The sequence below is a fragment of the Pseudarthrobacter sp. fls2-241-R2A-127 genome, from assembly GCF_030209355.1.
In the GTDB taxonomy this organism is placed as follows: domain Bacteria; phylum Actinomycetota; class Actinomycetes; order Actinomycetales; family Micrococcaceae; genus Arthrobacter.
This window is the reverse complement of the sequence record NZ_JARVSF010000029.1, coordinates 62,895-88,395: the sequence shown is the minus strand read 5'-3', so window position 1 is coordinate 88,395 and position 25,501 is coordinate 62,895. Positions and strand designations below refer to the sequence as shown.

Here is a 25,501-nt window from a genome sequence, read left to right as displayed (position 1 = left end):
CGGGCGCTCGTGCCGCAGCGCACGGCCAGGTCCGCTGGCCCTTCCCGGTGCTCGACGCGCTGGGTGAGAACATCCGCAATGACTTCCGCGGAGGTGGCGTGCGGGCATGACTTTGGGCGGGAGCTGCGGTCTTCCAAACCAGCCCACCCATCCGCGCGGTACCTGCTGATCCAACGGTGCGCACAGGTCCTGGAGATACCCATCTCTTTGGCTACGTGGGCCACTGGCTGGCCTGCGAGGACGCGCTCGATAACGATCCGCCTACCGTTCGGAGTCAGCCGGGCATTACGGTGGGACATGAAGACCTCTTAGTCGTTGGCTGTGTGTGGTAACCACCAACCTAAGAGGTCTTCACCTATTCACGATGTAACCAACGTCCTGACTCAGTACACCTAGGCCGGCGACAGGTCCTGGAGCAGCGCCTCCAGGACGGGCAGCTGGCCCTTCACGAGTTTGAGCCGGGCCTCGTCCACCGTGAACCACCGGGCGTCGTCGATCTCGGGGTAGTGCTGGATCTTTCCCGACCCCCTGGGCCATTCAAGGGGGAAGGTGTTGCTGCGGATGGCGTCCGGTGCAAACCCGGCCCGGGCCGCGAAAACAGCAATGATTTTTCCCGATGCCTGCCGGAATTCGCCTAGCAGGCGGTAGTCGGCGTCAGGGGCGGGAACGCCCATTTCCTCGGCGAATTCGCGCCGCGCCGCGGCCAGGGCGTCTTCGTCGTCGGAATACTCCCCTTTGGGGATGGACCAGGAGTGGGCGTCCTTGTGGCTCCAGAACGGGCCGCCCATATGCGCGATCCACACCTGCAGCCCATCGGTGGCGCCCGCTGCCTGTCCCGGTGGCCACTGGTACAGCAGGATCCCCGCACTTCGAACCGGCATTGGTTTCCTTCCCGCCTGCTGTTGATGACCCTTAATTGCCGTCCGCCGTTAACGTTGAATTCACGGCGCTGCTTTAGGTTATTCCTTCAGGCACTCTGCTCGAAGGGACCCGGTCATGGCTCATATTGCTGAGGTTTTGGGACGGCTTACGCCGGAGGAAGTTGCTGAACTTCGCAGCCTTGGCCCGCAGGGCCACCTGCCGCGGCACTTGGTGGAGGCGCTGGACCGCGCCGCCGGAGGAACAGGATCGGGCCGCGGCTATTACGTTGCCAACGGCAACGTCAGCGCCACAGGCGGCCCGCTGATGGTGCTGCGCAGTGACGTTTCCAGCTGGTTGACCGGCTCCGATTCCTGAACTCCTGCCGGGCTGCTCAGGCTCCCGGCAGGATGAAGGTGGCACTGGTGCCTGCGCCGGGTGCGCTGGCCAGGCTGATTGATCCACCGTGGCCCTCCACAATCGTTTTGCTGACCGGCAATCCCAGGCCCGCCCCCGGGATGGCGGTGGACCGTGAACGCGCGGAGCGGAAAAACTTTGTAAACGCCTGCTCCTGCTCTTCTTCACTCATGCCGAGGCCGGTGTCCGTGATGGAACAGACCAGTCCAGCCTCGGTCCGGGCAGCGGTGGCGGTAATGAGCCCACCGCCCGGGGAGTATTTGACGGCGTTGGACAGCAGGTTGTCCAGGACCTGGCTGATCCTGGCCGGATCTGCCCGGACAGGCAGGGGCCGTTCCACTTCGAGCTTCACGTGCAGGCCATTCCCGGCCGCCCGGTGGAGGGCGGCGTCCACTGCGCGGGTCACCAACTGGGCGAGATCCGTCTCCTCCAGGGACAGTTCCACGCGCTCTGACGCCACGGCAATGAGGTCGTTGACCAAGCCCATCAAATGGTCGGCGTTGCGCCGGACCACCAGGAGCTCCGCACGGATGTCGTCGTGGCCAGGCTCGTCGAGGACCAGTTCCAGGTAGCCAAGGATTGATGTCAGGGGAGTCCGCAGCTCGTGCGAGACCGTGGCCACGAAGTCGTCCTTGGCTGCCAGGGCGCTGATCAGGTCGGTGACATCCGCGAAGGTGATGACGCCGCCGGCGTCCTGGCCGCCGGCGGCGGGAAAGCCGTGCGAGCTCACCGAATAGGCGCGCTGGCCATCCGCCGGCCCGGCCCAGTAGAGCTCGTCCATGAACGCTTCCCCGGCGGCCGCGCGCTCAGCGGGCAGTGAACCGCCCGGAACACGCGTGATCCGGTCTGCGGCCAGCAATTGGGTATTTCCGGCACCTGGTTTAATGAGGCCGGCCAGGGCGGGGTCGGATTTTAGGGTTTTGTTGGCCAGCACCGTGTTGCCGCTGCGGTCCACCACCCAGACGCCTACGCCCACGGCGCCGAGGACGGCGTCGAGCAGGTTTTGGCGCCGGACGCTTTCGTCCAGTGTCCGGCCGAGACGATCTTCGCTGTCCATCAGCTTGATGCGGTGCCGGCGGATGGTGGTGGCCACCACGTGCGCGGTTACGGCCATGACGGACATGACCAGGGGCAGGATCAGGACGCGGATCATCGAGCCGGCGGCCGGCTGCGACCCCAGCACTGCGGTGGGGATCACGGTGCTGAGGATGGTACCGGCGATAGCCAGGGCCGGCATGTAAGGCCGCACCTGCGCGGAGAGCCAGATAACGGGGAACACCAGGGTCAGGCTCAGGACGCTGAAGGACGGCCCGCCTGCCTCGCGGGTCAATCCGATGGCCAGGCAGTCAAGAAGCGGAATCACGGCGAATGCCCAGGACGGCAGCCGGCCCCAGGGCACGGCGACGCAGGCAGCGGCGATAGCCAAATGGAACAGCAGCGCAGCCAGGAACCTGCTGTCTGCCAGTGTCCAGGGGCTGTAGATGGCCGCGGCCACGACCACCAGTGCCACGGTCAGGGTGACGGGAAGTTGGCTTGCCATCACCCGCCTGCGGGCGCTGAGGCTGCCGAAAAGCCCGTCCAGGCGGCTGGACACGAGCGGTTCACGCTGCGTTGCGTGCGCCCGGCCGGGCATCTCGTTGCTGCGTTGCTGTTCACGGGTTACCACGCTGCCCCAGAGCAGAAATATCTTGCCTCCGTTTGCATGAAGGTCCTGCAGCCACAGTACCCGCGCAGGCGGCGGATCTCACGGTTGGCGCCTGGTTATGGCCACGGGCTATCCGATCAGAAGGCTCAGCGCCTCCGTCAGGTGCTCCACTTCCCGCACCGAGAATCCGGCAGGGACCGGACCGGGCCCGGTGTGGCTGGCCGGAACCACTGCGTGCGTAAACCCGAGCCGGTGGGCCTCCTGGATGCGCTGGTTGATCCCCGGCACCGGACGGACCTCGCCCGCCAGGCCTACCTCGCCGAAGGCAATCAGCCGGATGGGCAGCGGTTTGCGGGCCTTCGCCGAGGCCACGGCAAGGGCCACCGCGAGGTCCGTGGCCGGTTCGCTGAGCTTCACGCCGCCTACGGTGGCAACGTAGGAGTCGTCCTTGTGCAGCATGGTTCCGGCGCGCTGCTGCAGGACAGCAAGCAGCATGGACACCCGTGAACTGTCCAGGCCGCTGGTTGCCCGCCGGGGCTGCGCGTTGGGACTTTCGGCCAGGAGCGACTGCACTTCCGCGAGCAGGGGGCGGCGCCCCTCCATGGTGACGGTGATGCAGGTGCCCGAAACCGGGTCCTTGGTGCGGCTGACGAACAGGCCGCTGGGATCAGCGAGGCCCTCGATCCCGTTCTCGTTGAGGTCGAAGCAGCCCACGTCGTCGGTGGGCCCGTACCGGTTTTTCACGGCACGCAGCAACCGCAGCCGGGAGTGCCGCTCGCCCTCGAACTGGCACACTACGTCCACCAGGTGCTCCAGCAGCCGAGGCCCGGCGATGGAGCCGTCCTTGGTGACATGCCCCACCAGCAGCGTGGTCATGTTCCGCCGCTTTGCTGCGGCAATGATGGATGCTGCTACTTCACGCACCTGGGATACGCCGCCGGCGCTGCCGTCCACGTCCGCGCTGCTGAGGGTTTGCACGGAGTCCACTATCAGCAGCCGCGGTTCAATCTTCTCCACTTGGCCCAGCGCCTGGCCCAGGTCCGTCTCCGCTGACAGGTACAGGGATTCGGCGACGGCGTCGATCCGTTCGGCGCGCAGCTTCACCTGTGCGGCCGACTCCTCCCCGGTGACGTAGAGGACGTCCTGCGCGGTTCGGGCGAACTTTGCGGCCACGTCCAGCAGCAGCGTGGACTTGCCCACGCCGGGCTCACCCGCCAGCAGGATGACCGCACCGGGAACCAGGCCGCCGCCCAGGACGCGGTCCAGTTCGTCCACACCGGTAGGAAGGAACGCCGCCGTGGTGGCGTCCACATCCGCGATCCGGCGCGCCGGCTCCACCACCGTCGTGGCGGCCGTGGTCCGTGCCACCGCTGCGCCAGTTTCCTCAACCGTGCCCCACGCCTGGCACTCGCCGCAGCGGCCCACCCACTTGGCGGTGGTCCAGCCGCATTCGGCGCATTTATAGGCGGGCGCTTTGGATGCCCGGGAAGTCTTTGTTGCCATGGGGTCAACCCTACTGGCGGGCACAGACACTACAGTGCGGGCAGCACATCCCTGGCCTCGGCCGCGTCCATGCCCGTTGCTTCCAGCAGGTCCACCATGAGGGGGCGGAACAGCATCACCACTGTTTCGCCCTCCAGCCGCTGCACCTCCAACAGCTTCGGGTGCAACCGCAGCGCTATCTCGCTCAGGTCGCGCCTGGCCGTGCGCAGGTGGGCGCGCCGGACGCCGTCGTGCGTTTCCGCCAGGCCCAGCGAGAGCTCATCAATGGCGGCAGCGGTCTCCTGGAGCACCCCGGCGATGCTGTCCGTGGCCTCGTCCGAGAGGGCCGTGTGGTTGATGGCGCTGGTCAGCCGCCGCGCGAAGACGCGGCTGTTCCGCAGCGCCAGGTCAATAAAGTCCAGCGACTGGTTCAGCCGGTCCAGCTCGTCCCGGTGCCGACGGTAGGCCGGTGCCAGCGTGGCCACCTCCCCGGACGCCCGGAGGGACTGGCGCATGGCATCCACCAGGGGCTGGCAGTTCCTGCCGCGGATCAGCGCGTGCCAGGCCTGGGTGGAATCGCTGTTCACCAGCGCACCGGCGCATTCACGCAGGACCTCGGCCAGTTCATGCAGCAGCTTCTGGACGTCGCGGCGTGGCTCCCGGCGGGGGTCTTTGGGCGCCAGGATGGTCACCAGCAGTGCGCAGAAGCCACCCACCACGGCGTCGATACTTCGGGTGAACGGGCCGCCTGACGGCGCGGGCAACAGCACCACCAGCAGCGATTGCAGCGCCAACTGGGTGGTAAAGATATTTCCGCTGTCCAGGAACCGGGCCAGCAGGATGGAGAAGAGAAGCACGACGGCGGCCACCCAGATTTCGCCGCCCAGCCAGTGCAGGAGCAGGTCGCCCACCGCGATGCCGATGGTGCAGCCAAGCCCCACCTCCATGACCCTGCGCAGCCGCGGCTCACGCGAGAATCCGAGCGCGATCAGCGATGAGGTGGCGGCGAACAAGGGGCCCGAATGGCCCAGGACGTACTGCGCGAAAGCGTAGGCCCCCACCGCGCAGACGGTCATCTGGATGGCGGGCACGAAGGAGTTGCGGCTGCGGATCAGCCCGGTCCGGATGCGGGTGCGCAGGAACCGCCGGCTTGCTGAGAGTCCTGCTGGGATGGCCATGCGGTCAAGTCTATTCAGTGCCCGTCCACTGCCGGGTACGGGTCCACTACGGCTGGACGTGTGATCTGCGCAATGGTGACCCGGCATATGTCAGCCAATATCCCGCCGTCGTTAATCATCCGTTCACTTTGGACAGCCCATCCCGTTACCTGCGGCCCATAACTTACTTGAAGGTACACAACGTACGCATCGCGCAGCAGGGTTCTCCGTCCCTGTCCCGCACCTGAATAACCCTGGAAGGGGTACATCTAGTGAAGGCAATTCGCTTCGGCCGCCACGCGGCTATCGCTGTTATCGCTGCGGGCGCACTCGCGCTGTCCGCCTGCGGTTCAGACAACGCCACGGGCACCGCGCCTGCAGGCAACCAGGCTTCCTCCGGCACCAAGGTCACCGGCACGCTGACCGGCATCGGCTCCTCCGCCCAGGGTGCGGCCATGGATGCATGGAAGACGAACTTCGCCTCCGCCAACTCCGGCGCCAGCGTGCAGTACTCCCCGGACGGCTCCGGTGCCGGCCGCAAGGCAATCCTCGACGGCTCGGCACAGTTTGCCGGCTCGGATGCCTACCTGACCGATGCCGAGTTCGCTTCCTCCAAGGACAAGTGCGGTCCCGACGGCGCCATCAACGTTCCGGTGTACATCTCCCCGATCGCAGTGGCCTTCAACGTTCCCGGCGTCACCGACCTGAAGCTGGATGCCGCCACCGTTGCCAAGATCTTCCGCGGCCAGATCGCCAAGTGGAACGACCCCGCGATCGCTGCCCTCAATGCCGGCGTGTCCCTGCCGGACCTCAAGGTCACCCCGGTGAACCGCTCCGATGACTCCGGCACCACGCAGAACTTCACGGACTACCTGTCCGCCGCAGCCTCCGATGTCTGGACCGACAAGGCCGCCGGTGTCTGGCCTGCCAGCCTGCAGGGCGAGAACGCCAAGGGCACCTCCGGTGTGGTCAAGACCGTGACGGACACCCCCGGTGCCGTGACCTACGCTGACGACTCCGCCGTGAGCGGCAAGCTGGGTGTGGCACAGATCAAGGTGGGCGACTCCTTCACCAAGATCTCCGCCGATGCCGCCGCCAAGGCAGTTGACGCCGGCAAGCCCGTTGACGGCCGCGCCGCCAACGACCTCTCCATCAAGCTGGACCGCAAGACCACCATCGCCGGCGCCTACCCGATCGTCCTGGTGTCCTTTCACGTCCTGTGCACCACCTACGACAAGCAGGAAACGGTTGACCTGGTCAAGGCCTTCGAGCACTACGTAGTCTCCGCTGACGGCCAGAAGGCTGCTGCGGACTCGGCCAAGTCGGCTCCGCTGTCTTCCGACCTCGCAGCCAAGGCCGCCAAGGCCATCGACTCGATCAAGGTCAAGTCCTAGTAATCGCCGCAAAAACCAGGTTCCCCGCCTGCCGGAAGGCAGTGCGGGGAACTTGGCATTGCACCCCGTTTCCTTATACCGCAACGAATCGAAGGGCCGTCGAATGACCGCCACCTCCCTGACCAGTACACAGGGCGCCGGCCGCACCGGGGACAAAGTCTTCTCCGGAGCCGCACTGGCCGCCGGCTGCCTGATCCTCGCCGTCCTCTTCGGCGTCGCACTCTTCCTGGTGGTCCAGGCAATTCCCGCGCTGACCGCACCGGCCGACAAGATCCAGGGCGGACAAGGCTTCTTCGCCTACATCTGGCCCATTGTCATCGGCACCCTCATCGCCGCCGTCATCGCTCTGGTGATCGCCACCCCGGTGGCCATCGGAGTGGCGCTCTTCATCTCGCACTTCGCGCCGCGCCGCCTCGCCTCCGGGCTCGGTTACGTCGTTGACCTGCTCGCCGCCATCCCCTCCGTTGTCTACGGAGCGTGGGGCGCAGCGTTCCTGGCCAAGCAAATCTCGCCCGCCTACGGGTGGCTTGCGGAGAACATGGGCTGGCTCCCCATCTTCCAGGGCCCCGCCTCCACCACCGGCAAGACCATCCTCACCGCGGGCATCGTCCTGGCGGTCATGGTCCTGCCCATCATCACCTCGCTCTCCCGCGAGATCTTCCTGCAGACCCCCAAGCTGCATGAGGAGGCGGCGCTGGCGCTCGGTGCCACCCGCTGGGAAATGATCAAGATGGCAGTGCTGCCCTTCGGCCGCCCGGGCATCATCAGCGCAATCATGCTGGGGTTGGGCCGTGCACTGGGCGAAACCATGGCTGTTGCCCTGGTCCTGTCCTCCGGCGCCCTGACCGCCAGCCTGATCCAGTCCGGCAACCAGACCATCGCAGCCGAGATCGCCCTGAACTTCCCCGAAGCCAGCGGCATCAAGGTCAGCACCCTGATCGCCGCCGGCCTGGTCCTGTTCGTCATCACCCTGGCCGTGAACATGATCGCCCGCTGGGTCATCACCCGGCACAAAGAATTCTCGGGAGCCAACTAAATGACCTCCACGCTTACCCCGGTCCGCAGCAAGCGGTCGGCGCTCACCAAGGGCCAGCTGCCCAAGTACGCACCCTACGCCGTCCTGGCTGCCGCGTTGATCGTCGGGGCAGCCATCCTTGCCCTGATCGGCTTCAATGCGTTTGGCTGGGGACTGGTCTCGGCACTGCTCTTCGCCATCGGCCTGGTCTCCTGGAGCGCCATGGTGGAAGGCTCCCGCAGGGCCAAGGACAAGCTGGCCACCTGCCTGGTGGTTGGCTCGTTCCTGGTGGCCCTCCTGCCGCTCGTTTCGGTGATCTGGACGGTGCTGGTGAACGGCATTCCGGGTCTTATGGACCCCGGATTCCTCACCACCTCCATGAACGGCGTCACGGGCGCGTTCGACAACAAGGCCGTGGAGAGCGGCGGCCCGGTAATGGGCGGCATCTACCACGCCATCCTGGGCACGGTTCAGATCACGCTGCTGGCCACCGTGATCTCGGTGCCCGTAGGCCTGCTCACGGCCATCTACCTGGTGGAGTATGGCCACGACGGCCGCCTGGCCAAGGCCATCACGTTCTTCGTGGACGTCATGACCGGCATCCCCTCCATCGTGGCCGGCCTCTTCGCCGCCGCATTCTTCTTCGTGGTGGTGGGTCCGGGTACCAAGACCGGCGCGGTGGCCGCCGTCGCCCTTTCGGTCCTGATGATCCCCGTGGTGGTCCGCTCCAGCGAGGAAATGCTCAAGATTGTTCCCAATGAGCTGCGCGAGGCCGCCTACGCCCTGGGCGTGCGCAAGTGGCGGACCATCCTCAAGGTGGTTATCCCGACGGCGATCTCGGGCATCGCGTCCGGCGTCACCCTGGCTATTGCGCGCGTCATCGGCGAGACGGCGCCCATCCTGGTCACCGCAGGCTTTGCCACGAGCATCAACTCAAACGTGTTCGGCGGCTGGATGGCCTCGCTGCCCACCTTCATCTACACCCAGATCCTGAACCCCACCTCACCGTCCAACCCGGACCCGTCCTCGCAGCGGGCCTGGGGAGCGGCGCTGGTGCTGATCATCCTGGTGATGGTCCTGAACCTGGTGGCGCGCCTGATCGCCAGGATCTTCGCCCCCAAGACGGGCCGCTGACCAAGCCTCCCGCACCTTCCGCCGAACCCCGGCGGATCCTAGACTTCAATCCATACCAGCAAGTGAAGGAACACCATGTCTAAGCGCATCGACGTCAAGGACCTGAACGTGTACTACGGCGACTTCCTCGCCGTTGAGGACGTCAGCATCAACATCGAGGCCAAGTCCGTCACCGCGTTCATCGGCCCGTCCGGCTGCGGCAAGTCCACGTTCCTGCGGACCCTGAACCGCATGCACGAGGTCATCCCCGGTGCCCGCGTGGAAGGCGAGGTGCTGCTGGACGGAGACAACCTTTACGGCCCGGGCGTGGATCCCGTGACGGTCCGTTCCCAGATCGGCATGGTCTTCCAGCGCCCCAACCCGTTCCCCACCATGTCCATCCGGGACAACGTGCTGGCCGGGGTCAAGCTGAATAACAAGAAGATCTCCAAGGGCGAGGCCGATGTCCTCGTGGAGCGTTCGCTCAAGGGCGCCAACCTGTGGAACGAGGTCAAGGACCGGCTGGAGAAGCCCGGATCCGGCCTCTCCGGCGGACAGCAGCAGCGGCTCTGCATTGCCCGCGCCATCGCCGTGGAGCCGCAGGTGATCCTGATGGACGAGCCCTGCTCCGCCCTGGACCCGATTTCCACCCTGGCCATCGAAGACCTCATCAATGAGCTCAAGGACCAGTACACCGTGGTGATCGTGACCCACAACATGCAGCAGGCTGCCCGTGTCTCTGACAAGACGGCCTTCTTCAACATTGCGGGCACGGGCAAGCCGGGCAAGCTGATCGAATACGGTGACACGCACACCATCTTCAGCAACCCGGTGCAGAAGGCCACTGAGGACTACGTCTCCGGGCGTTTCGGATAAACGGCCGGCCGGTCCTGTTGGCGAACCCCGACGGCATTTAGTACGCTGAACTAGATACTTTCGAATCTAGCAGTAAGCAAGCTTAGGAGTTTTGCCATGACGCAGACGGCCAGCAATCCCGGTCCCCAGCTTACGGTTTCCCTGCCCGCTGCGGCCGCATCCGCGCTGCCCGCCGCGCACGTGCAGGACTTCGATGCAGCTGCCGGGCTGGCCGCCACCCTTGGCGGCGGGCCGCTCGTCCCGCAAATCGACCCGGAAGCCGTTGCGGCGGCCGGAGGCCCGGAGGACGTGCTCTCGGAGGTGTGGCGCACCAGCTCCTACCTTGAAAGCAAGCAGTGGGAGCTGGACAGCGCTTTGGAGGCGCTGCGCCAGGCAGTCCAGAAAGCGTCCTCCGCGGGAGTCGCCCAGGATGAGCTCTGCACGGCGGCGAACCTGTCTGCCGAAGAACTGGCCGCGATCCTGCCGGCCCCGGACGCAGCGCCCGCCATCATCTAGGACCGCAACTTTCGGGCCCCGGCTACGCCGCCAGCGGCGACAATGCCAGCGCCAGCACGAACGCCAGGGCGCAGGTGGCCACCGGCGTCAGGACCCAAAGCCAGATGATCCTGATGACCAGCTTCCGGTTGGTCACCGAGAAGTGCTGGTTCTCGCCCGCGCCCAAGGTGCCGGCCGTAACGGTGTGGGTGGTGGACAGCGGCCAGTGCAGCCCGATGGCACCCACAAACAGCATCAGCGCGCTGAAAGTCTGGGCCACGGAGCCGCGCAGCGGATCGATCCTGGTGATCTTGTAGCCGATGGTGTACGAGATCCGCCACCCGCCGAACAGGGTCCCTGCGGTCATCATCACCGCGGACAGCAAGGCAACCCAGACGGGGATCCCGCCGTCGGAATACCCTGCCGCCAGCAGGGCCAGCAACAGCACGGCGCTGACCCGCTGCCCGTCCTGCAGGCCGTGACCGAAGGCAACCGCACCGGCAGCGATGGCCTGCCCCCTGCGGAACCGCTGGTTCACCACGTTGGGTTGGGTGTAACGCGCCCCCCACGTGGCCGGGTACACCAGCATGAACGACCCGCTGTAGGCCACCAGCGGGGAAAGCACCAGCGGCAGGACCACCTGGAACAGCAGCGACTGGTCCACGCCGGCCACCCCGGGGCCGCCGACTGCCAGGCTGGCCAGTCCGGCCCCGGCAAGTCCCCCCACCAATGCGTGGGTGGAGGAGGCCGGGATGCCGCGGCGCCACATCAGCAGGCCCCAGGCGCAGGCGCTGGCCAAGCCGGCCAGCAGGATGGCGAGGCCGCCCGGTCCTGCCGGAAGGTTGATCCAGGTCCGGCTGGCGGCGACCGCGAGCATCGCGCTCAGCAGGGCGCCCACGAAGTTGAAGAACGCGGCGAGGAGCACGGCCACGCTCGGCGTGAGGGCCCGGTTCCGCACCGCAAGGGCCACCGAGGTGGATGCATCACGGAAGCCGTTCAGGAAGGCAAATGCTGCGGCCAGCAGGACCACCGCAGCGAAGATGGCTGCCGCCACGTCAGGATTCCTTGACGATGATGCTGCCTACCTGGGTGGCCACCCGCCGCATGTCCTTGGTGACCTCCACCAGCTGGTTGGCAATATCCCGGTTGCGCGAGTACTGCGCCCATTTCATGTCTGCGATCATGTCCGCAACCCACACCCGGTGGGTCCGCTCGGCCCGCTTGGCAAGGCGCAGGATCTCGATCCAGTAATCCTCGAGGTCATCGAGGTCATTGAGCCGGCGCATGGCATCGACTGTCAGCTCCGCCTGCCGGCTGATGATCTCCAGCTGGTCCGCCGCCCGCTTGGGCAGGCGGTCCAGCTTGTACAGGGCCACCAGTTCCGCCGCCGCGTCCATCTTCTCCATGGCCTCGTTGAGGTAGCGGGACAGTGCGTACATGTCCTCGCGGGGGAGGGGGTTCACGAAGCTGGTGCGCATGTGCGTCAGCAGCGCGAAATGCAATTCCGCGGACTTGGCCTCGAGGTTGTGCATGTCCTCCACGAGCTTGCCGTGCTCCGCCGCGGGTACGCCAAGGATTTCGGCCAGGGTTGCACTGGCCAGCACGATCTGGTGTGCCATCTGCGATAGGAGGTTCAGCCCTGCGGGCTCCTGGGGAAAAAGGCGCAGCTTCACGTGTTTACCGGTCTCCGGGACTGTTCAAGGCGGGCGTTGCTGCCGTGTGACTTGACGCCGACGCACAACTGTCGCCTACTCTACCGGCCCGTTGGAGCGTGCCTTGAATTGGCCGCCGGGAAGAGGGCAGAAAAATGGTGCCGAACCGGATACGCCTCTCGGCGGTAGGCCGCTCTAGGCGGCTAATTGTTGAAGCCCGGGGGTTTCGCGGCTCGGCACCGGTTTCAGTCTTCTACTTCGCCCCGTCCAAGTCAATCTTGACAGCAGGCCCGTGGTTGGTCAGGAAAACTGCGGGACAGCGGTCAATCGAGTTCGCCCAGGCGCCACGCGTTGGCGGCGTGTTCCAGGTCCTCGGCCGTCTTGACCAGCTGGTGGGAATTGCGGGTCAGCTTGCTGGCGTGGGCCTCGTTGGCGTGCTCGGCGCCGTCCGCCAGCGTGGCCTGGCCGAGCGCGACCACCCGGCAGAAGGCGGCCGAACGTTCCAGCGCGACGTCGAAATCGCCGTCGAACGCGCCCGAGAGGATGGCGTCGGCCATGGTGCGCATTTCATCGGCGCCCGGCGGCTCGGCGGCGCCGGCCACCACGTTGGACACCTGTGCCGTGTCCCGGCCGGCCCGGAAGTAGACCGAGATCCGTTCAGGGTCACGGACCGTGGCGGCGCGGAGCGCGTAGAGCCGCCAGAGCGCGCCGGGCAGGGAACGGGCCGGACTTTCAGCCCACATCTCGGCGATGGCATCCAGGCCCTGTTCGTCGGCCAGCTTCACCAGGCGTTCGGTGATCACGGGATCGTCGCTGTCGCGGCCATGGCGGACCAGCGCCTGGGCGGCAAGGTGGGCGGCCTCCGAGACGCGGGCGGGATCGGCGCCGCCGGCGAACGGCTCGAAATCCATCGGGGCGAACGGCTTTGGCTTGTGGTGCCGGTTGCTGCCGCCGTAGGGGCTGGTTCCTGCTTGCTCGCTCATGCCCCCACGCTACTCCTGTGCCACGGTGTAAATCGAGCATGGGCGGCGCCCGGCAGGGGCGCCCGGCAGGGGCGCCCGGACGGCCCTTGGGCGGGCCGGAAAGCGGCCGACGGCGGCGGCCGGGCCGTGTGCGAAGACGGCGGAACCATGGGTTAGAGTATTAACGTCCAGAAATGGATTGGGCCGGACGGAATGACACAGTGTGTCTGACCAGCCGGCAGGGGCCTTTAGCTCAGTTGGTAGAGCATCGGACTTTTAATCCGTGGGTCGTGGGTTCGAGCCCCACAGGGCCCACCCAGAGAGACCATGAGGGTCCGCCGCAAGTACCGGCGGACCCCTTTGCTTTAAGCCGCCCGGGCGGCTTAACCCAGTGCGCACCAAACCGGTGGTCCGCCAGGGCACACTGCGTCCAGTCGCCGCGGGAAAGCAGCCGCGGTGACCTGCAAAAGAACCACGCTGCCAGCGATGCAGCGCCCGGTATGCCGCAACACCCCCTCAACTGTCCCGGATGTCCGGGCCCCAGCAAGTAGGCTCGAAGGGTCATGAGCCGGTTTACACTCCCACTCACCGTACGCGCCAGCAAAATCTGCGCGGCGTTGACGGCTGCCGCCCTGATGGTGATGGCAGTGGTGCCGATGGCCAGCGCCGACGATGCCCCGCCGTCCGGCTACCCATCGTGGGCCGATGTGCAGGCTGCCAAGGGCAACGTCGATGCCAAGAACGCCGAGATCCAGAAAATCAACACGCTGCTGGACGGGCTGCAGCAGGAGGCCACGGCCCGCGGCGCCGACGCCGTCAAAGCCGGGCAGGCCTACGCCCTGGCAAACGGTGCGCTGGATGCCTCCACGGCCAAGCTCACCAGCCTGCGGGACAAGACCGCCGAGGCCCACGCCGCCGCAGCGAAACTGAAGAAACAAACCGGAGCCCTTGCCGCCCAGGCCTACATCACCGGTGGCAACGACCTGGGGGCCGTGTCGATGATGGACACCCTGCAAAGCGATGACGGGCTGCAGAAGCTGGACGTCGTCCAGATCGTCACCCAGCGGACCACGGACCTTTACAACATGTCGCGGGCCGCGGAAGCCACCGCCTCATCCCTGGACGCACAGCAGGCGGTGGTGGCGGCGGAGAACCAGCGGCTCGCCGACGACGCCAAGGCCAAGCTCGGTGCCGCGCAGGACGCCCAGCGGGACGCACAGCAAAAGGTGTCCGAGGAAGCCAAGTACAGTGACACGCTCACGGCGCAACTCGCGGACCTGAAAGACACCAGCGCCGCCGTCGAACAGAACTACCGGGCCGGCGTCGAAGCCCAGGCTGCCTACGAGGCGCAGCAGGAGGCCCGACGGCGCGCAGCTGAAGCGGCAGCGGCAGCGGCAGCGGCAGCGGCCGCGGCGGCGGCGGCCCAGGCCGCCGCGTCAGCAGCGCCGGCGGCGCCGGTCCAAGCCCAGCAGGATGTGCTGCAGCCCAACGTCCCCGGCGGGGCCGTCAACGACCCCGCGGGCGCACAGGCGTACGCTTCCAGCCAGCTCGGTGGGCACGGCTGGGGAGGCGACCAGATGGGTTGCCTGCTGAAGCTGTGGAACCAGGAATCGAGCTGGATGACCAACGCCACGAACCCCTCCAGCGGGGCCTACGGCGTCGCGCAGGCCCTGCCGCCGGAAAAATACGCCTCCACCGGAGCCGACTGGCTGACCAGCTACCGGACCCAGATCAATTGGGGGCTCGGCTACATCGCGTCCCGCTATGGTTCCCCCTGCGGAGCCTGGGACCACGAGGTGTCCAACAACTGGTACTGACCCGCCGGACAGGTTGGCCGGCGCGTCAGCTGGTGGGGTCGTCCTGGAAGGCCCGCACTTCCTGGGCGCAGCGGCAGGCGGCGGCGATCTTCGCAGCCCAGTGCAGTGCGGAGTCACGGCCGGGCAGTTCCAGCACCGTGTAGCCTCCTTCGATCCGTGCCGTCTGCGGGTACGTGCCCGGCGTGACGGTTCCGCCGGCATCCACCATGACCGGCGGGACACTTTCGTCAATTCCGCCGCCGAAAACCCATACGCCTGCCTCTTTTGCCTCCTGGACCACTGCGTGGGCGGCATCGGCAACCTGCTGCAGGCCGCCGTCGGGAATGTCCATGGCGCCGCTGGGAAACGAAATCAGATACTTGGTCACGGTGCCGGCTCCTTCGGTGCAGAGGGGAATCCCCTTATCCTTGCCAGCCGGCAGGGGCAGCGCAACCATCCGGGGCCGACGCCGGCGGGATCCGCAACGCGGCACGGCAGGCGCAGCGGCACCAGCAGGCAGAATAGGCACATGGCAAAAACCAGCAAGGGCCGGATGCCGCGCCTGGAAGACGTGGCCGAGCTGGCCGGCGTCTCCCACCAGACGGTTTCCCGGGTGGTCAACAACCACCCCAACGTCAGCAAGGGCACCCGTGAAAAGGTGGAGGCGGCCATCGCCGAGCTGGGATACCGGCGCAATACTGCCGCGCGCAGCCTGGTCACCCGGCGCTCGCAGACCATCGGCGTCCTGGCCAGCGAGCTCTCCCAGTACGGCCCCGCCAACACCCTGCTGGGGGTGGAACAAGCGGCCCGGGAAGCCGGCTACTTCGTCAGCATCGCCGCCTTGCGCGAGGTGGGCCCGGATTCGCTCGCCAATGCCGTGAGCCACTTCATGGACCAGGCGGTGGACGGGATCGCCGTGCTGGTGCCCCATTCGGAAACCCTGGCCGTCCTTGAGCAGATGGACCTTCCCGTGCCTGTGGTTGCGGTTGGATCCGCCGGAAGCGCTGCCGTCAGCGGCGCCATGGTGGACCAGCGCGCCGGGGCCAGGCTCGCCGTCGAACATCTCATCAAGGAGGGCCACCGGCTGATTGGCCATGTGGCCGGGCCGTCCGGCTGGACGGACGCCGCCCAGCGCGCCGAGGGGTGGCGGGCAGCGCTCCGGGACGCCGGGCTGGACGTTTCCCTGCTGGTGGAGGGGGATTGGAGCGCCGGAAGCGGCTACGCCATCGGCCGCCGGCTGGCGTCCGGCATGACGGCGACGGCGATCTTCGTGGGCAACGACCAGATGGCCTTGGGCCTGCTGCGTGCGTTCACGGAAGCGGGGGTCAAAGTGCCCGACGACGTCTCCGTGGTGGGCTTCGATGACCAGCCGGAAGCGGGGTACTTCACCCCGCCGCTGACCACCATCCGGCAGGACTTCGAAGAACTGGGGCGGCGCTGCATGGACATCATGCTCAAGGAAATCGAATCCGGTGCCCCCGTGAGTTCCACCGTGGTCCCCGCAGAGCTGGTTTTGCGTGCCAGCACCGCGGCTCCGGCGTAGGGACTGCGGTTGGCTTTTGCCTTCCGACCCCGGCCCCCGCGCCGCGGCGGGCTTCGGCGAGGCCCCTCCTAGTTGTACTCAGTACACCTAGTGGCCGAAATGCGGCGGCGGAGCGCCTTTGGGCAGGCGCTCCAGGATGTCCTCAGCCACCTTGCGGACCTTGATGTTCCGGTGGCTCGACGCCTTGGCGAGGATAGCGAACGCCTCCTCATAGGAACACCTGTTCTGGGCCATGATGACGCCGCAGGCAACGTTGATGGACGTCCTGCTGTCCAAGGCCGAGTGGAGGTCCGTTGCGAGGGAACGGGCGGTGTGCAGGTTGATGGCCATTTGGAGGCTCCTGGCCGCCAGTGCGGCGTAACCGCGGGCTTCGGCGATCACCTGGAGCGGAAATGCTTTCGTGTCCTGCGCAAAGAAAGCAAGGGCCGCAATGATCCCGCCGGGGCCGGCCCCCTCCGTAGCGTCCGCCCCCGGGGTCGAAAGCCCCGGGTCCAGCTGGAACCGCACCGCCAGCGCACTGCCGAACCCGGCTGACTGCAGCCGGCTGGAGTACCGCCGCCAGCGGAAGTCGCCGTTCCGTTGAAGGACCGCCACCGGGTGGCCTCCGGCCAGTACATCGGTTACGGGCCCCTCCGATGCCTCGAGTTCCCAGCCGAGCAGGCTGCGGACCTCGTCGGTGGTGCCGCAAATTGCCGGACTCCGCTTGGGCTGGCGCAGCACTGCTCCGCAGCCCACCTCGATCCCCGCGGTTCTGCAAATATGCCCGGCTGACGCTGCCGCCAGCAGATCGAGGGAGTCGGAGAGAGTTTGCGTGCCGCTGACCAGGTCCAGCAGCAGGGCCGGATTCCGGCGGTCTTCGAGCCGTGGTTTTGCCCGGGCGCCCGCAGGGGCAGAGATGAGTGAACTGCCCCTGCGCGCGCCCGATGGGGCTGGAGGGCCGGCGACGGCTGGGGGAGAGCCCTTGGTCTCAAAGGGCTCCTCGTCGCCGGCCCCGTTTAGTACCCGGGCGCTGTGGACCGGGAAATCTGTGCCTGCGTGTGGAGCATTCATTGCCAGTCCCACACCCCCCTAGTGAGCCAAATACCGAAAGCGAGAACTGGTATTGCCTCTGGGAAAAACCTAGTGGCCAGGCGGGCCCCGGTGAATGCGTAGTTGATACCTGTTTTTAGGATTGGGGATTACTTGGAATCCTCTCCGGCGGCACCCCTGGGTGCATTGCCGCAGGTGGAATCCGGCCCGGCCGCGACGGACCCGGCAGCCCGCGGCGGTGGCCATCCCTTGACTCGCCCGGCGGAACCCCAAAGAATACTTCTATAACGTTGTAAAAATCTGAGACAAGGATGTTTTCGTGACCCCAGCAGAATCCACCCCGGCGACGATCACCATCGATCCCGCCTTCACCGTAGGCCCGGTCCGGCGCCGCACCTTTGGCGCTTTCGTTGAACACCTTGGGCGTTGCGTGTACACCGGGATCTTCGAGCCGGAACACCCCGATGCCGACGAGGACGGCTTCCGAAAGGACGTCCTGGAGCTGACCCGTGAACTGGGGGTCTCCACGGTGCGGTACCCCGGCGGCAACTTCGTCTCCGGATACCGCTGGGAGGACGGCGTGGGGCCGGTGGACCAGCGGCCCATCCGGCTGGACCTGGCCTGGCACTCCACCGATCCCAACTCCGTGGGCGTGGATGAGTTTGCCAAGTGGTCCGCCAAGGCCGGCGTGGAACCCATGATGGCAGTCAACCTGGGCACCCGCGGCGTCCAGGAAGCCCTTGACCTGCTGGAGTACTGCAACATCGACTGCGGCACCGCCCTCTCCGAGCAGCGCCGCGCCAACGGTGCCCCCAACGGCTACGGCATCAGGATGTGGTGCCTGGGCAACGAAATGGACGGCCCCTGGCAGATCGGGCACAAGAACGCCCAGGAGTACGGCCGGCTGGCCGCGGACACCGCCCGCGGAATGCGCATGATCGATCCGGGCCTGGAGCTCGTGGCCTGCGGCAGTTCAGGGCCCACCATGCCTACGTTCGGCGAATGGGAGCGCGTGGTCCTGACCGAAACCTACGACGTGGTGGACCTGGTTTCCGCGCACCAGTACTTCGAAGACTTCGGCGACCTCCAGGAACACCTCGCCGCCGGACACAAGATGGAAGCCTTCATCCGCGACATCGTCAGCCACATCGACCATGTGAAGTCGGTTAAGAAGTCCACCAAACAGGTGAACATCTCCTTTGACGAGTGGAACGTCTGGCACATGAGCCGTGGCGAATCGAAGGTCCCCGGCGGCAACGACTGGCCGGTAGCTCCGGTCCTGCTGGAGGACACCTACACGGTGGCCGACGCCGTGGTGGTGGGGGACCTCCTGGTCACACTGCTCCGGAACACGGACCGCGTCCACTCGGCAAGCCTCGCGCAACTGGTGAACGTCATCGCCCCCATCATGACCGAACCCGGCGGCCGGTCCTGGAAGCAGACCACCTTCCACCCCTTCGCCCTGACTTCACGGCACGCGTCCGGCACGGTCCTGCAGCTCGCCGTCGAATCCCCCTTGGTCAGCGGCGGCACGACCGCCGACTTTGCCGCACTGTCCGCGGTCGCCACCTATGACGCCGCAAAGGGCGAGGCCGTGGTGTTCGCCGTCAACCGCTCGGCCGCCGGGGCACTCGCCCTCGACGCCGCCGTCGCCGGCCTGGGGAATGTCCGGGTCATCGAGGCGCTGACCTACTCCAACAAGGACCCGTACTGGCAGGCCGGCGCGGATGATTCCAGCTCCGTCCTGCCGGCGGAGAACGTCACGGTCAAGGCCGACGGCGGACGCCTCACGGCCGAGCTTCCGGCCGTGTCCTGGTCCATGATCCGGCTCTCCGTGGAGGCCTGACCGGGCCGCTCGCAAGGGCGGCGGCGCACTTATGACGACGACGGCCCGCAGGTGGGAGGATGGACGGCATGGAACTGCACATCACGGGCGATCCCGCCGCGGACAAGTTGTTGAGTGAGGACGCCTTCGCCCTGCTGACCGGCATGCTGCTGGACCAGCAGGTCACCATGGAATCGGCTTTCGCCGGACCGGAAAAGATCAGGAGCCGGATGGGCACCCTGACGCCCGAGGCCATTGCCGGGCACGATCCGGCGGAGTTCGTTGAGATCTTCAAAGAACGGCCCGCCGTCCACCGCTTTCCCGGATCCATGGCCGGCAGGGTGCAGGCGCTCGCCGAAGCGGTCCGGAACGATTGGGACGGCGACGCCGCAGCCATCTGGACCGAGGGCTCGCCCGACGGCGCAGAAGTCTTGAAGCGGCTGAAGGCACTCCCCGGCTTCGGTGAGCAGAAAGCAAAGATCTTCCTGGCCCTGCTGGGCAAGCAGCGCGGCCTGCAGGCGCCCGGGTGGCGGGAAGCGGCAGGCCACTACGGGGACGACGGCTCCTACCTGTCCGTGGCGGACATCGTGGACCCGGAATCCCTGGCCAAGGTGCGGGCCAGCAAGCAGGCGGCAAAGGCGGCGGCGAAGGCAGGAAAAGAGCGTTAATGGCAGTCACCATGAACGACGTCGCCCGCGCAGCCGGCGTTTCGCTCAAAACGGTCTCGAACGTCCTGAACGACTACGAGTTCATCCGCCCGTCCACCAAGCAGCGTGTCCAGGACGCCATTGCCGAGCTGGGGTACGAGGCCAACCTCACCGCCCGCAGCCTGCGCTCAGGCAAGACGTCCATGCTGGGCCTGGTGTTCTCCGACCTCTCGGCGCCCTATTACGCGGAGCTGGCGTCCAAGTTGATGAAGGCCGCATCACGCCGCGGCTACCGGGTGCTGGTGGAACAGTCCGGCGCTGATGCGTCCGTTGAACTCAGCGCCCTGCACGGGACGTTCCGTCAGCTCACCGACGGGCTGCTGTTCACACCGCTGGTGCTGGACGCGGACTCCATCGCCGCCCGTGCCGGCACCAAACCTTTGGTGATGCTCGGCGAACACATCATGGATCCCCGCTTCGACCTGGTCACCATGAAGAACGAGGAAGCCGCGGCTGCACTGACCACGCACCTGCTGCAGGGCGGCCGCCGTCGTATTGCCGTGATCGGCGCCCACCCCGGAGAGTCCACCGGGACCGCGGGCCTGCGGTTGAACGGATACCGGAAGGCGCTGGAAGAGGCGGGCGTCCCGTTCGACGCCGGTCTTGTGGCCCCGGCTGAATGGCGCCGCGACGCAGGGGCCGGCGCCGTGGCAGCCCTGATGGCATCGGGGGTGCAGTTCGACGCCGTCTTTGGCCTGAACGACGTCCTGGCCCTGGGGGCCATGCACGAACTGTTGATCAGGGGCGTCAACGTGCCCGGAGACGTGGCTGTTGGAGGCTTCGACGACATTGACGAGGCCCGTTTCGCGTCCCCTTCCCTGACCACCATCTCCCCGGGCATGGACGAGATCGCCGAGCGTTCGATCAGCCTGCTCCTGGACCGGATCAGCGGGCGCGAAACATCCGGGCAGGGCGTGCACGCGGAATCCCGGTTCGAGCTGAAGATCCGGGAATCCGCACCTTAGGATCTGTCCGGATGATGGACCTGAAACGTGGCGGAAACGTGACCGGCCTAGGCTGTCAGCACGCCCCAGGCCGTCGAAGGGAACCCCATGCATCTGATGCCGCGTGAGCAGGAAAAGCTCCTGATCGTGGTGGCCGCCGACCTCGCCCGCCGCCGCCAGGGGAGGGGACTCAAGCTCAACTACCCTGAGGCCGTGGCCATCATCAGCTACGAACTGATCGAGGGTGCCCGGGACGGCAGGACCGTGGCCGACCTCATGAGCTACGGCACCACGCTGCTGGGCCGTGACGACGTCATGGAAGGCGTGCCGGAAATGATCCATGACGTGCAGATCGAGGCCACCTTCCCTGACGGCACCAAGCTGGTCACCGTCCACAACCCGATCCGCTAAGGAGCGCCGCGATGATCCCAGGCGAGTACATCCTCCGGCCTGAACCCGTGACGGCGAACCCCGGCCGGGAGGCCATCGACGTTGCCGTGACCAACACCGGCGACCGGCCCGTCCAGGTGGGCTCCCACTTCCACTTCGCCGAGGCCAACGCCGCGCTGTCCTTCGACCGGGAGGCGGCTTACGGCCGGCGCCTGGACATTCCGGCCGGAACAGCCGCCCGGTTTGAACCCGGCGACTCCCGCAACGTGCGGCTGATCGAGCTGGCCGGCGCGCGCGAGGTGTACGGACTCAGCAACGCCGTCAACGGAAAGCTCGACGGCGGCACCGGCCCGGGTGCGTCGGCCACGGAAGGGAAAAACCAGTGAGCTTCGAGATTCCACGCCGGCAGTACGCCGACCTGTACGGGCCCACCGCCGGGGACAAGATCCGCCTGGCGGACACCGACCTGTTCCTCGAAATCGAAAAAGACTTCACCGCCTACGGCGAGGAAGTGGTGTTCGGCGGCGGCAAGGTGATCCGCGACGGCATGGGACAGAACGGCCAGGCCACCCGTGACCAGGACATCCCGGACACCGTCATCACCAACGCCGTCATCCTTGACTACACCGGCATCTACAAAGCCGACATAGCGCTCAAGGACGGCCACATCTTCCGCATCGGCAAAGCGGGCAACCCGCAGATCACCGACGACGTGGACATTGTGATCGGCGCCAGCACCGAGATTATCGCCGGCGAGCGGAAGATCCTTACCGCCGGCGGCATCGACACCCACATCCACTTCATCTCCCCGGACCAGGTGCCCACCGCCCTGGCCAGCGGCGTCACCACCATGATCGGCGGCGGAACAGGCCCGGCCGAAGGGACCAAGGCCACCACGGTGACCCCCGGAAAGTGGCACATCCAGCGGATGCTGCAGGCGGCCGAAGGGCTACCCATGAATATCGGCCTGTTCGGCAAAGGACATGCGTCCGCCGTCGAACCCCTCGCCGAGCAGATCCGCGCCGGCGCCATCGGACTGAAGGTCCACGAGGACTGGGGCGCCACCACCTCCTCGATCGACACCTCCCTCACGGTCGCCGACGAATACGACGTCCAGGTGGCCATCCACACCGACACCCTGAACGAGTGCGGGTTCGTGGAAGACACCATCCGCGCGATCAATGGCCGGGTGATCCACACCTTCCACACCGAAGGCGCCGGCGGCGGACACGCACCGGACATCATCAAGATCGCCGGAATGCCCAACGTCCTGCCCGCCTCCACCAACCCCACGCTCCCGTACACCCGCAACACCATCGAAGAGCACCTGGACATGCTGATGGTCTGCCACCACCTCAACCCGGACATCCCCGAGGACGTGGCCTTCGCAGACTCCCGGATCCGCGCCGAAACCATCGCCGCCGAGGACGTCCTGCAGGACCTGGGCATCTTCTCCATCACCTCCTCGGACTCCCAGGCCATGGGCCGGGTGGGTGAGGTGATCATCCGAACCTGGCAGGTGGCGGACAAGATGAAGAAGCAGCGCGGGATGCTGGAAGATCCCACCGGGGACGGAACTGCCGGTGCGCACGGCACCGCCGGCAGTGACAACTTCCGGCTCAAACGGTACGTGGCCAAGTACACCATCAACCCGGCCATCGCCCAGGGCATCGCAGACTCCGTTGGGTCCGTGGAGGTGGGCAAGTTCGCCGACCTGGTGCTCTGGCACCCGGCCTTCTTCGGCGTCAAACCCGAACTGGTGCTCAAGGGCGGCCAGATCGCCTACGCACTGATGGGCGACTCCAACGGATCCATCCCCACCCCGCAGCCGCGCACCATGCGGCCCATGTTCGCCACCTTCGGCAAGGCCATGCAGCAGTCCTCCATCACCTTCCTGTCCCAGGCGGCCATCGACGCCGGGGTACCCGAAGAATTGGGGCTCCAGAAGGTCATCCGGCCCGTCTCCGGCATCCGCAACCTCACCAAAGCCGACCTCAAATACAACGACGCCACCCCCGACATCCAGGTGGACCCGGAAACCTACCAGGTGACAGTCGACGGCGAGGACGTCACCTGCGAGCCGTCCGACGTCCTGCCCATGGCGCAGCGCTACTTCCTGTTCTAGAGCCGCGCATTCCAAACCCCGAAAGAACCCACGTGATCATCGACAAAGTCCTCGGCAACCTGCACGAACTGCCGGACCCCGACGCCTACGCCGGCCTGCACCAGGAAAAAGTAGTCCTGCCCAGCGCCCAACTGGTCAAACGCATCCAGCGCGCCACCACCGACCACGGCAAGGAAATCGGCATCCGCCTCCCCCCAGGCTCCGGCGACCTCCGCGACGGCGACATCCTCCACCTCGAAGCAACCAACATGATCGTGGTGTCCGTGTTGCCCACCGACGTCCTGGTCATCGCACCCCGCAGCATCCACGAAATGGGCGTCACCGCACACTCCCTCGGCAACCGGCACCTCCAGGCACAGTTCTTTGACTCGTCCTCGGAATATGGGGCCGACGTCATGGTGTGCGCCTACGACCACACCGTCGAGGACTACCTCCGCCACAACTCAGTGCCCTACACCCGCCAGGAACGCGTCATGCCTGTGCCTTTCCGCCATGCTGAACACAGCCACTAACTATCACGCGCTGCGCGCTCTTGCGGGTGCGTCCACTTGGGACGCCGCGAGGGATATGGGGCCGTGCCCGCTTCGCGGTGCCCGCCACGCCGCGGCCCCATATCCCTCGCGGCGCTCGGGTTTCGCGCCTTTGGGAGGCGCTTGGTGAGCAGTTTTCAGCTTGCTCTTCAGCAGCTCACTGATTCTGCGCTTCCTACTGGGGCTTTTGCTCACTCCCTTGGGTTTGAGACGTATGTCGACGCCGGTGTTGTTGCTGATGAGGCTGGTTTTGGACTGTGGTTGTCCGCTTTTGTGGCGCAGTCGCTGACCTATTCCGATGGGTTGGCTGTTCGGCTTCTGTATGAGGGTGTTGAGCTGGGGGAGCTGGATGGTCTGCTGTCTGCTTCGCTTTTGCCGCGGCAGGTCCGGGAGGCCAGCGTGAAGATGGGCGGCCGGTTGCTGGAGATTGGGGCTGAGGTGTTTCCCTCGCCGGCGCTGGATCTGTACCGGGGCCTCGTGGCCGCCGGCCGGGCCGCCGGGCACCAGCCGCTGGCGTTCGCCGTCGTCGCCCGCTCCCTTGGGGTGCCGCTGCAGGAGGCGCTCGCCGCCTACCTCTTCGCCACCGTCACCTCACTCACCCAGAACGCCGTCCGCGCCATTCCGCTCGGCCAGAATGCCGGGCAGCGGGTGCTCCGGGCAGCGCACGACGACGTCGCTGCCGCCATCGACACGATCGGCCGCCTTACGCCGGACGACCTTGGGGCCGTCAGCCCCGGACTGGAAATTTCGCAAATGCGGCACGAACGCCAACGTGCCCGCATGTTCATGAGCTAACCAAGTCTTTGACCTACAGGAGGAACACCATGGCAGAGCCCATCAAAATCGGCATCGGCGGGCCCGTCGGCGCCGGCAAGACCCAGCTCGTGGAGCGGCTCACCCGGCACATGAGCGGGGACATCTCGATGGCCGCCATCACTAACGACATCTACACCATCGAGGACGCCAAAATCCTCGCCGCCAACGGCATCCTCCCCGTGGACCGGATCATCGGAGTCGAAACCGGCGGCTGCCCCCACACCGCCATCCGCGAAGACACCTCCATGAACACCGCCGCCATCGAGGAACTCAAAGCCCGGCACCCGGACCTCCAAGTCATCTTCGTCGAATCCGGCGGCGACAACCTTTCCGCCACCTTCAGCCCCGAACTCGTCGACTTCTCCATCTACATCATCGACGTGGCCCAAGGCGAGAAAATCCCCCGCAAAGCCGGCCAAGGCATGATCAAGTCCGATCTCTTCATCATCAACAAAACCGACCTGGCGCCCCACGTCGGAGCGGATTTGTCAGTAATGGAGAAGGATTCACGGGAGTTCAGGGGCGATCGTCCATTTTGCTTCACCAACCTCAAGACTGACGAGGGACTCGAGAACGTCATCGAATGGATCCGGCACGACGTCCTGATGCTCGATTTGGCGCAGTAGACATGGCTGCACCGGACCTCCACGAAGGTGACCTATGTGCTGAGGCGGCGAGGCCGGATTTTGGGGCCGCGGCGTGGCGGGCACCGCGAAGCGGGCACGGCCCCAAATCCGGTGAAGCCGCCGGA

27 protein-coding genes and 1 tRNA gene are annotated in these 25,501 nt (G+C 66.4%); 18 read left to right on the top strand and 10 right to left on the bottom strand.

What is annotated here, in order from left to right:
- Together QRN53_RS17740 and QRN53_RS17735 are read right to left on the bottom strand one after the other, a co-directional pair.
- Positions 1-299 (bottom strand): helix-turn-helix domain-containing protein (locus QRN53_RS17740; RefSeq protein WP_350224185.1); only part of this gene is annotated, 299 nt, incomplete at its 3' end.
- 93 nt (positions 300-392) lie between these two features.
- A complete protein-coding gene (locus QRN53_RS17735) occupies positions 393-881 on the bottom strand; it encodes an NUDIX hydrolase (RefSeq protein ID WP_285245126.1) in 489 nt (162 codons plus the stop codon).
- Positions 882-996: 115 nt separating this feature from the next.
- Here QRN53_RS17735 and QRN53_RS17730 point away from each other — a divergent pair, with 115 nt between their 5' ends.
- Entirely contained in the window at positions 997-1,236 is a 240-nt protein-coding gene (locus QRN53_RS17730) for a hypothetical protein (protein WP_285245125.1), read from the top strand.
- A 16-nt stretch (positions 1,237-1,252) separates the two neighbouring features.
- On the opposite strand, the gene QRN53_RS17725 is transcribed toward QRN53_RS17730, so the two are convergent.
- From QRN53_RS17725 to QRN53_RS17715, 3 genes are all read right to left on the bottom strand, one after another.
- Positions 1,253-2,941 carry a sensor histidine kinase gene (locus tag QRN53_RS17725; RefSeq protein ID WP_285245124.1) on the bottom strand — a complete coding sequence of 563 codons (1,689 nt, stop codon included), beginning with the start codon at positions 2,939-2,941 and terminating at the stop codon, positions 1,253-1,255.
- Between the two features lie 108 nt (positions 2,942-3,049).
- Positions 3,050-4,423, bottom strand: a complete 1,374-nt coding sequence (gene radA / locus QRN53_RS17720; protein WP_285245123.1) for a DNA repair protein RadA — start codon at positions 4,421-4,423, stop codon at positions 3,050-3,052.
- A gap of 29 nt (positions 4,424-4,452) precedes the next feature.
- Positions 4,453-5,580 (bottom strand): FUSC family protein, encoded by a 1,128-nt coding sequence (locus tag QRN53_RS17715; RefSeq protein ID WP_285245122.1) that lies wholly within the window; start codon positions 5,578-5,580, stop codon positions 4,453-4,455.
- Between the two features lie 251 nt (positions 5,581-5,831).
- Here QRN53_RS17715 and pstS point away from each other — a divergent pair, with 251 nt between their 5' ends.
- From pstS to QRN53_RS17690, 5 genes are all read left to right on the top strand, one after another.
- Complete coding sequence (pstS, locus tag QRN53_RS17710) at positions 5,832-6,953, top strand: phosphate ABC transporter substrate-binding protein PstS (protein ID WP_285245121.1); 1,122 nt, start codon at positions 5,832-5,834, stop codon at positions 6,951-6,953.
- 103 nt (positions 6,954-7,056) lie between these two features.
- Positions 7,057-7,989, top strand: a complete 933-nt coding sequence (pstC, locus tag QRN53_RS17705; RefSeq protein WP_285245120.1) for a phosphate ABC transporter permease subunit PstC — start codon at positions 7,057-7,059, stop codon at positions 7,987-7,989.
- Positions 7,990-9,102, top strand: coding sequence for a phosphate ABC transporter permease PstA (pstA, locus tag QRN53_RS17700; RefSeq protein ID WP_285245119.1), 1,113 nt, complete (start codon positions 7,990-7,992; stop codon positions 9,100-9,102). It abuts the gene before it with no gap.
- Positions 9,103-9,177: 75 nt separating this feature from the next.
- A complete protein-coding gene (gene pstB / locus QRN53_RS17695) occupies positions 9,178-9,957 on the top strand; it encodes a phosphate ABC transporter ATP-binding protein PstB (RefSeq protein ID WP_018763202.1) in 780 nt (259 codons plus the stop codon).
- Positions 9,958-10,053: 96 nt separating this feature from the next.
- Positions 10,054-10,452, top strand: coding sequence for a hypothetical protein (locus tag QRN53_RS17690; RefSeq protein ID WP_285245118.1), 399 nt, complete (start codon positions 10,054-10,056; stop codon positions 10,450-10,452).
- A 22-nt stretch (positions 10,453-10,474) separates the two neighbouring features.
- Here QRN53_RS17690 and QRN53_RS17685 read toward each other — a convergent pair whose 3' ends face one another.
- The 3 genes from QRN53_RS17685 to QRN53_RS17675 form a co-directional block, all read right to left on the bottom strand.
- Positions 10,475-11,485 carry an inorganic phosphate transporter gene (locus QRN53_RS17685; RefSeq protein WP_285245117.1) on the bottom strand — a complete coding sequence of 337 codons (1,011 nt, stop codon included), beginning with the start codon at positions 11,483-11,485 and terminating at the stop codon, positions 10,475-10,477.
- A 1-nt stretch (position 11,486) separates the two neighbouring features.
- On the bottom strand, positions 11,487-12,104 hold the full coding sequence (locus QRN53_RS17680) for a DUF47 domain-containing protein (protein ID WP_285245116.1): 618 nt from the start codon (positions 12,102-12,104) through the stop codon (positions 11,487-11,489).
- A gap of 302 nt (positions 12,105-12,406) precedes the next feature.
- Positions 12,407-13,066, bottom strand: coding sequence for a hypothetical protein (locus tag QRN53_RS17675; protein WP_018763206.1), 660 nt, complete (start codon positions 13,064-13,066; stop codon positions 12,407-12,409).
- 221 nt (positions 13,067-13,287) lie between these two features.
- Between QRN53_RS17675 and QRN53_RS17670 the strand changes: the two genes are divergently transcribed.
- Both QRN53_RS17670 and QRN53_RS17665 read left to right on the top strand, forming a co-directional pair.
- A tRNA-Lys gene (locus QRN53_RS17670) sits at positions 13,288-13,360 on the top strand.
- A gap of 248 nt (positions 13,361-13,608) precedes the next feature.
- Positions 13,609-14,862, top strand: a complete 1,254-nt coding sequence (locus QRN53_RS17665; RefSeq protein WP_285245115.1) for an aggregation-promoting factor C-terminal-like domain-containing protein — start codon at positions 13,609-13,611, stop codon at positions 14,860-14,862.
- Positions 14,863-14,887: 25 nt separating this feature from the next.
- Here QRN53_RS17665 and QRN53_RS17660 read toward each other — a convergent pair whose 3' ends face one another.
- Positions 14,888-15,229: a YciI family protein gene (locus QRN53_RS17660; protein WP_285245114.1), complete on the bottom strand. Its 342-nt coding sequence runs from the start codon at positions 15,227-15,229 to the stop codon at positions 14,888-14,890.
- A gap of 141 nt (positions 15,230-15,370) precedes the next feature.
- On the opposite strand from QRN53_RS17660, the gene QRN53_RS17655 reads away from it, so the two are divergent.
- Entirely contained in the window at positions 15,371-16,384 is a 1,014-nt protein-coding gene (locus tag QRN53_RS17655) for a LacI family DNA-binding transcriptional regulator (protein WP_285245113.1), read from the top strand.
- Positions 16,385-16,471: 87 nt separating this feature from the next.
- Here the strand turns inward: QRN53_RS17655 and QRN53_RS17650 are convergent, their stop codons facing one another.
- Complete coding sequence (locus QRN53_RS17650; protein ID WP_285245112.1) at positions 16,472-17,434, bottom strand: ANTAR domain-containing protein; 963 nt, start codon at positions 17,432-17,434, stop codon at positions 16,472-16,474.
- Positions 17,435-17,732: 298 nt separating this feature from the next.
- Here QRN53_RS17650 and arfA point away from each other — a divergent pair, with 298 nt between their 5' ends.
- From arfA to ureG, 9 genes are all read left to right on the top strand, one after another.
- Entirely contained in the window at positions 17,733-19,259 is a 1,527-nt protein-coding gene (gene arfA / locus QRN53_RS17645) for an arabinosylfuranosidase ArfA (RefSeq protein ID WP_285245111.1), read from the top strand.
- A 59-nt stretch (positions 19,260-19,318) separates the two neighbouring features.
- Positions 19,319-19,906 (top strand): HhH-GPD-type base excision DNA repair protein, encoded by a 588-nt coding sequence (locus tag QRN53_RS17640; RefSeq protein ID WP_285245110.1) that lies wholly within the window; start codon positions 19,319-19,321, stop codon positions 19,904-19,906.
- Positions 19,906-20,910 (top strand): LacI family DNA-binding transcriptional regulator, encoded by a 1,005-nt coding sequence (locus QRN53_RS17635; protein ID WP_285245109.1) that lies wholly within the window; start codon positions 19,906-19,908, stop codon positions 20,908-20,910. Before QRN53_RS17640 ends, QRN53_RS17635 begins: the two co-directional genes overlap by 1 nt.
- Positions 20,911-20,997: 87 nt before the next feature.
- On the top strand, positions 20,998-21,300 hold the full coding sequence (locus QRN53_RS17630; protein WP_285245108.1) for an urease subunit gamma: 303 nt from the start codon (positions 20,998-21,000) through the stop codon (positions 21,298-21,300).
- Positions 21,301-21,311: 11 nt separating this feature from the next.
- A complete protein-coding gene (locus QRN53_RS17625) occupies positions 21,312-21,665 on the top strand; it encodes an urease subunit beta (protein WP_285245107.1) in 354 nt (117 codons plus the stop codon).
- Positions 21,662-23,404: an urease subunit alpha gene (gene ureC / locus QRN53_RS17620; RefSeq protein ID WP_285245106.1), complete on the top strand. Its 1,743-nt coding sequence runs from the start codon at positions 21,662-21,664 to the stop codon at positions 23,402-23,404. The genes QRN53_RS17625 and ureC overlap by 4 nt, the downstream gene beginning before the upstream one ends.
- Positions 23,405-23,436: 32 nt before the next feature.
- Positions 23,437-23,916, top strand: a complete 480-nt coding sequence (gene ureE, locus QRN53_RS17615) for an urease accessory protein UreE (protein WP_285245105.1) — start codon at positions 23,437-23,439, stop codon at positions 23,914-23,916.
- A gap of 144 nt (positions 23,917-24,060) precedes the next feature.
- Positions 24,061-24,729 (top strand): urease accessory protein UreF, encoded by a 669-nt coding sequence (locus QRN53_RS17610; RefSeq protein WP_285245104.1) that lies wholly within the window; start codon positions 24,061-24,063, stop codon positions 24,727-24,729.
- A 29-nt stretch (positions 24,730-24,758) separates the two neighbouring features.
- On the top strand, positions 24,759-25,376 hold the full coding sequence (ureG, locus tag QRN53_RS17605; RefSeq protein WP_285245103.1) for an urease accessory protein UreG: 618 nt from the start codon (positions 24,759-24,761) through the stop codon (positions 25,374-25,376).
- The last annotated feature ends 125 nt before the right edge of the window (positions 25,377-25,501 follow it).

Coding starts and splice junctions, on each gene's coding strand:
- QRN53_RS17655 (WP_285245113.1), top strand. CDS start 15,371: ATGGCAAAAACCAGCAAGGGCCGGATGCCGCGCCTGGAAGACGTGGCC.
- QRN53_RS17625 (WP_285245107.1), top strand. CDS start 21,312: ATGATCCCAGGCGAGTACATCCTCCGGCCTGAACCCGTGACGGCGAAC.
- pstB (WP_018763202.1), top strand. CDS start 9,178: ATGTCTAAGCGCATCGACGTCAAGGACCTGAACGTGTACTACGGCGAC.
- ureG (WP_285245103.1), top strand. CDS start 24,759: ATGGCAGAGCCCATCAAAATCGGCATCGGCGGGCCCGTCGGCGCCGGC.
- QRN53_RS17650 (WP_285245112.1), bottom strand. CDS start 17,434: ATGAATGCTCCACACGCAGGCACAGATTTCCCGGTCCACAGCGCCCGG.
- QRN53_RS17735 (WP_285245126.1), bottom strand. CDS start 881: ATGCCGGTTCGAAGTGCGGGGATCCTGCTGTACCAGTGGCCACCGGGA.
- QRN53_RS17630 (WP_285245108.1), top strand. CDS start 20,998: ATGCATCTGATGCCGCGTGAGCAGGAAAAGCTCCTGATCGTGGTGGCC.
- pstC (WP_285245120.1), top strand. CDS start 7,057: ATGACCGCCACCTCCCTGACCAGTACACAGGGCGCCGGCCGCACCGGG.
- QRN53_RS17675 (WP_018763206.1), bottom strand. CDS start 13,066: ATGAGCGAGCAAGCAGGAACCAGCCCCTACGGCGGCAGCAACCGGCAC.
- QRN53_RS17635 (WP_285245109.1), top strand. CDS start 19,906: ATGGCAGTCACCATGAACGACGTCGCCCGCGCAGCCGGCGTTTCGCTC.
- QRN53_RS17730 (WP_285245125.1), top strand. CDS start 997: ATGGCTCATATTGCTGAGGTTTTGGGACGGCTTACGCCGGAGGAAGTT.
- QRN53_RS17715 (WP_285245122.1), bottom strand. CDS start 5,580: ATGGCCATCCCAGCAGGACTCTCAGCAAGCCGGCGGTTCCTGCGCACC.
- pstA (WP_285245119.1), top strand. CDS start 7,990: ATGACCTCCACGCTTACCCCGGTCCGCAGCAAGCGGTCGGCGCTCACC.
- QRN53_RS17640 (WP_285245110.1), top strand. CDS start 19,319: ATGGACGGCATGGAACTGCACATCACGGGCGATCCCGCCGCGGACAAG.
- QRN53_RS17665 (WP_285245115.1), top strand. CDS start 13,609: ATGAGCCGGTTTACACTCCCACTCACCGTACGCGCCAGCAAAATCTGC.
- QRN53_RS17690 (WP_285245118.1), top strand. CDS start 10,054: ATGACGCAGACGGCCAGCAATCCCGGTCCCCAGCTTACGGTTTCCCTG.
- radA (WP_285245123.1), bottom strand. CDS start 4,423: ATGGCAACAAAGACTTCCCGGGCATCCAAAGCGCCCGCCTATAAATGC.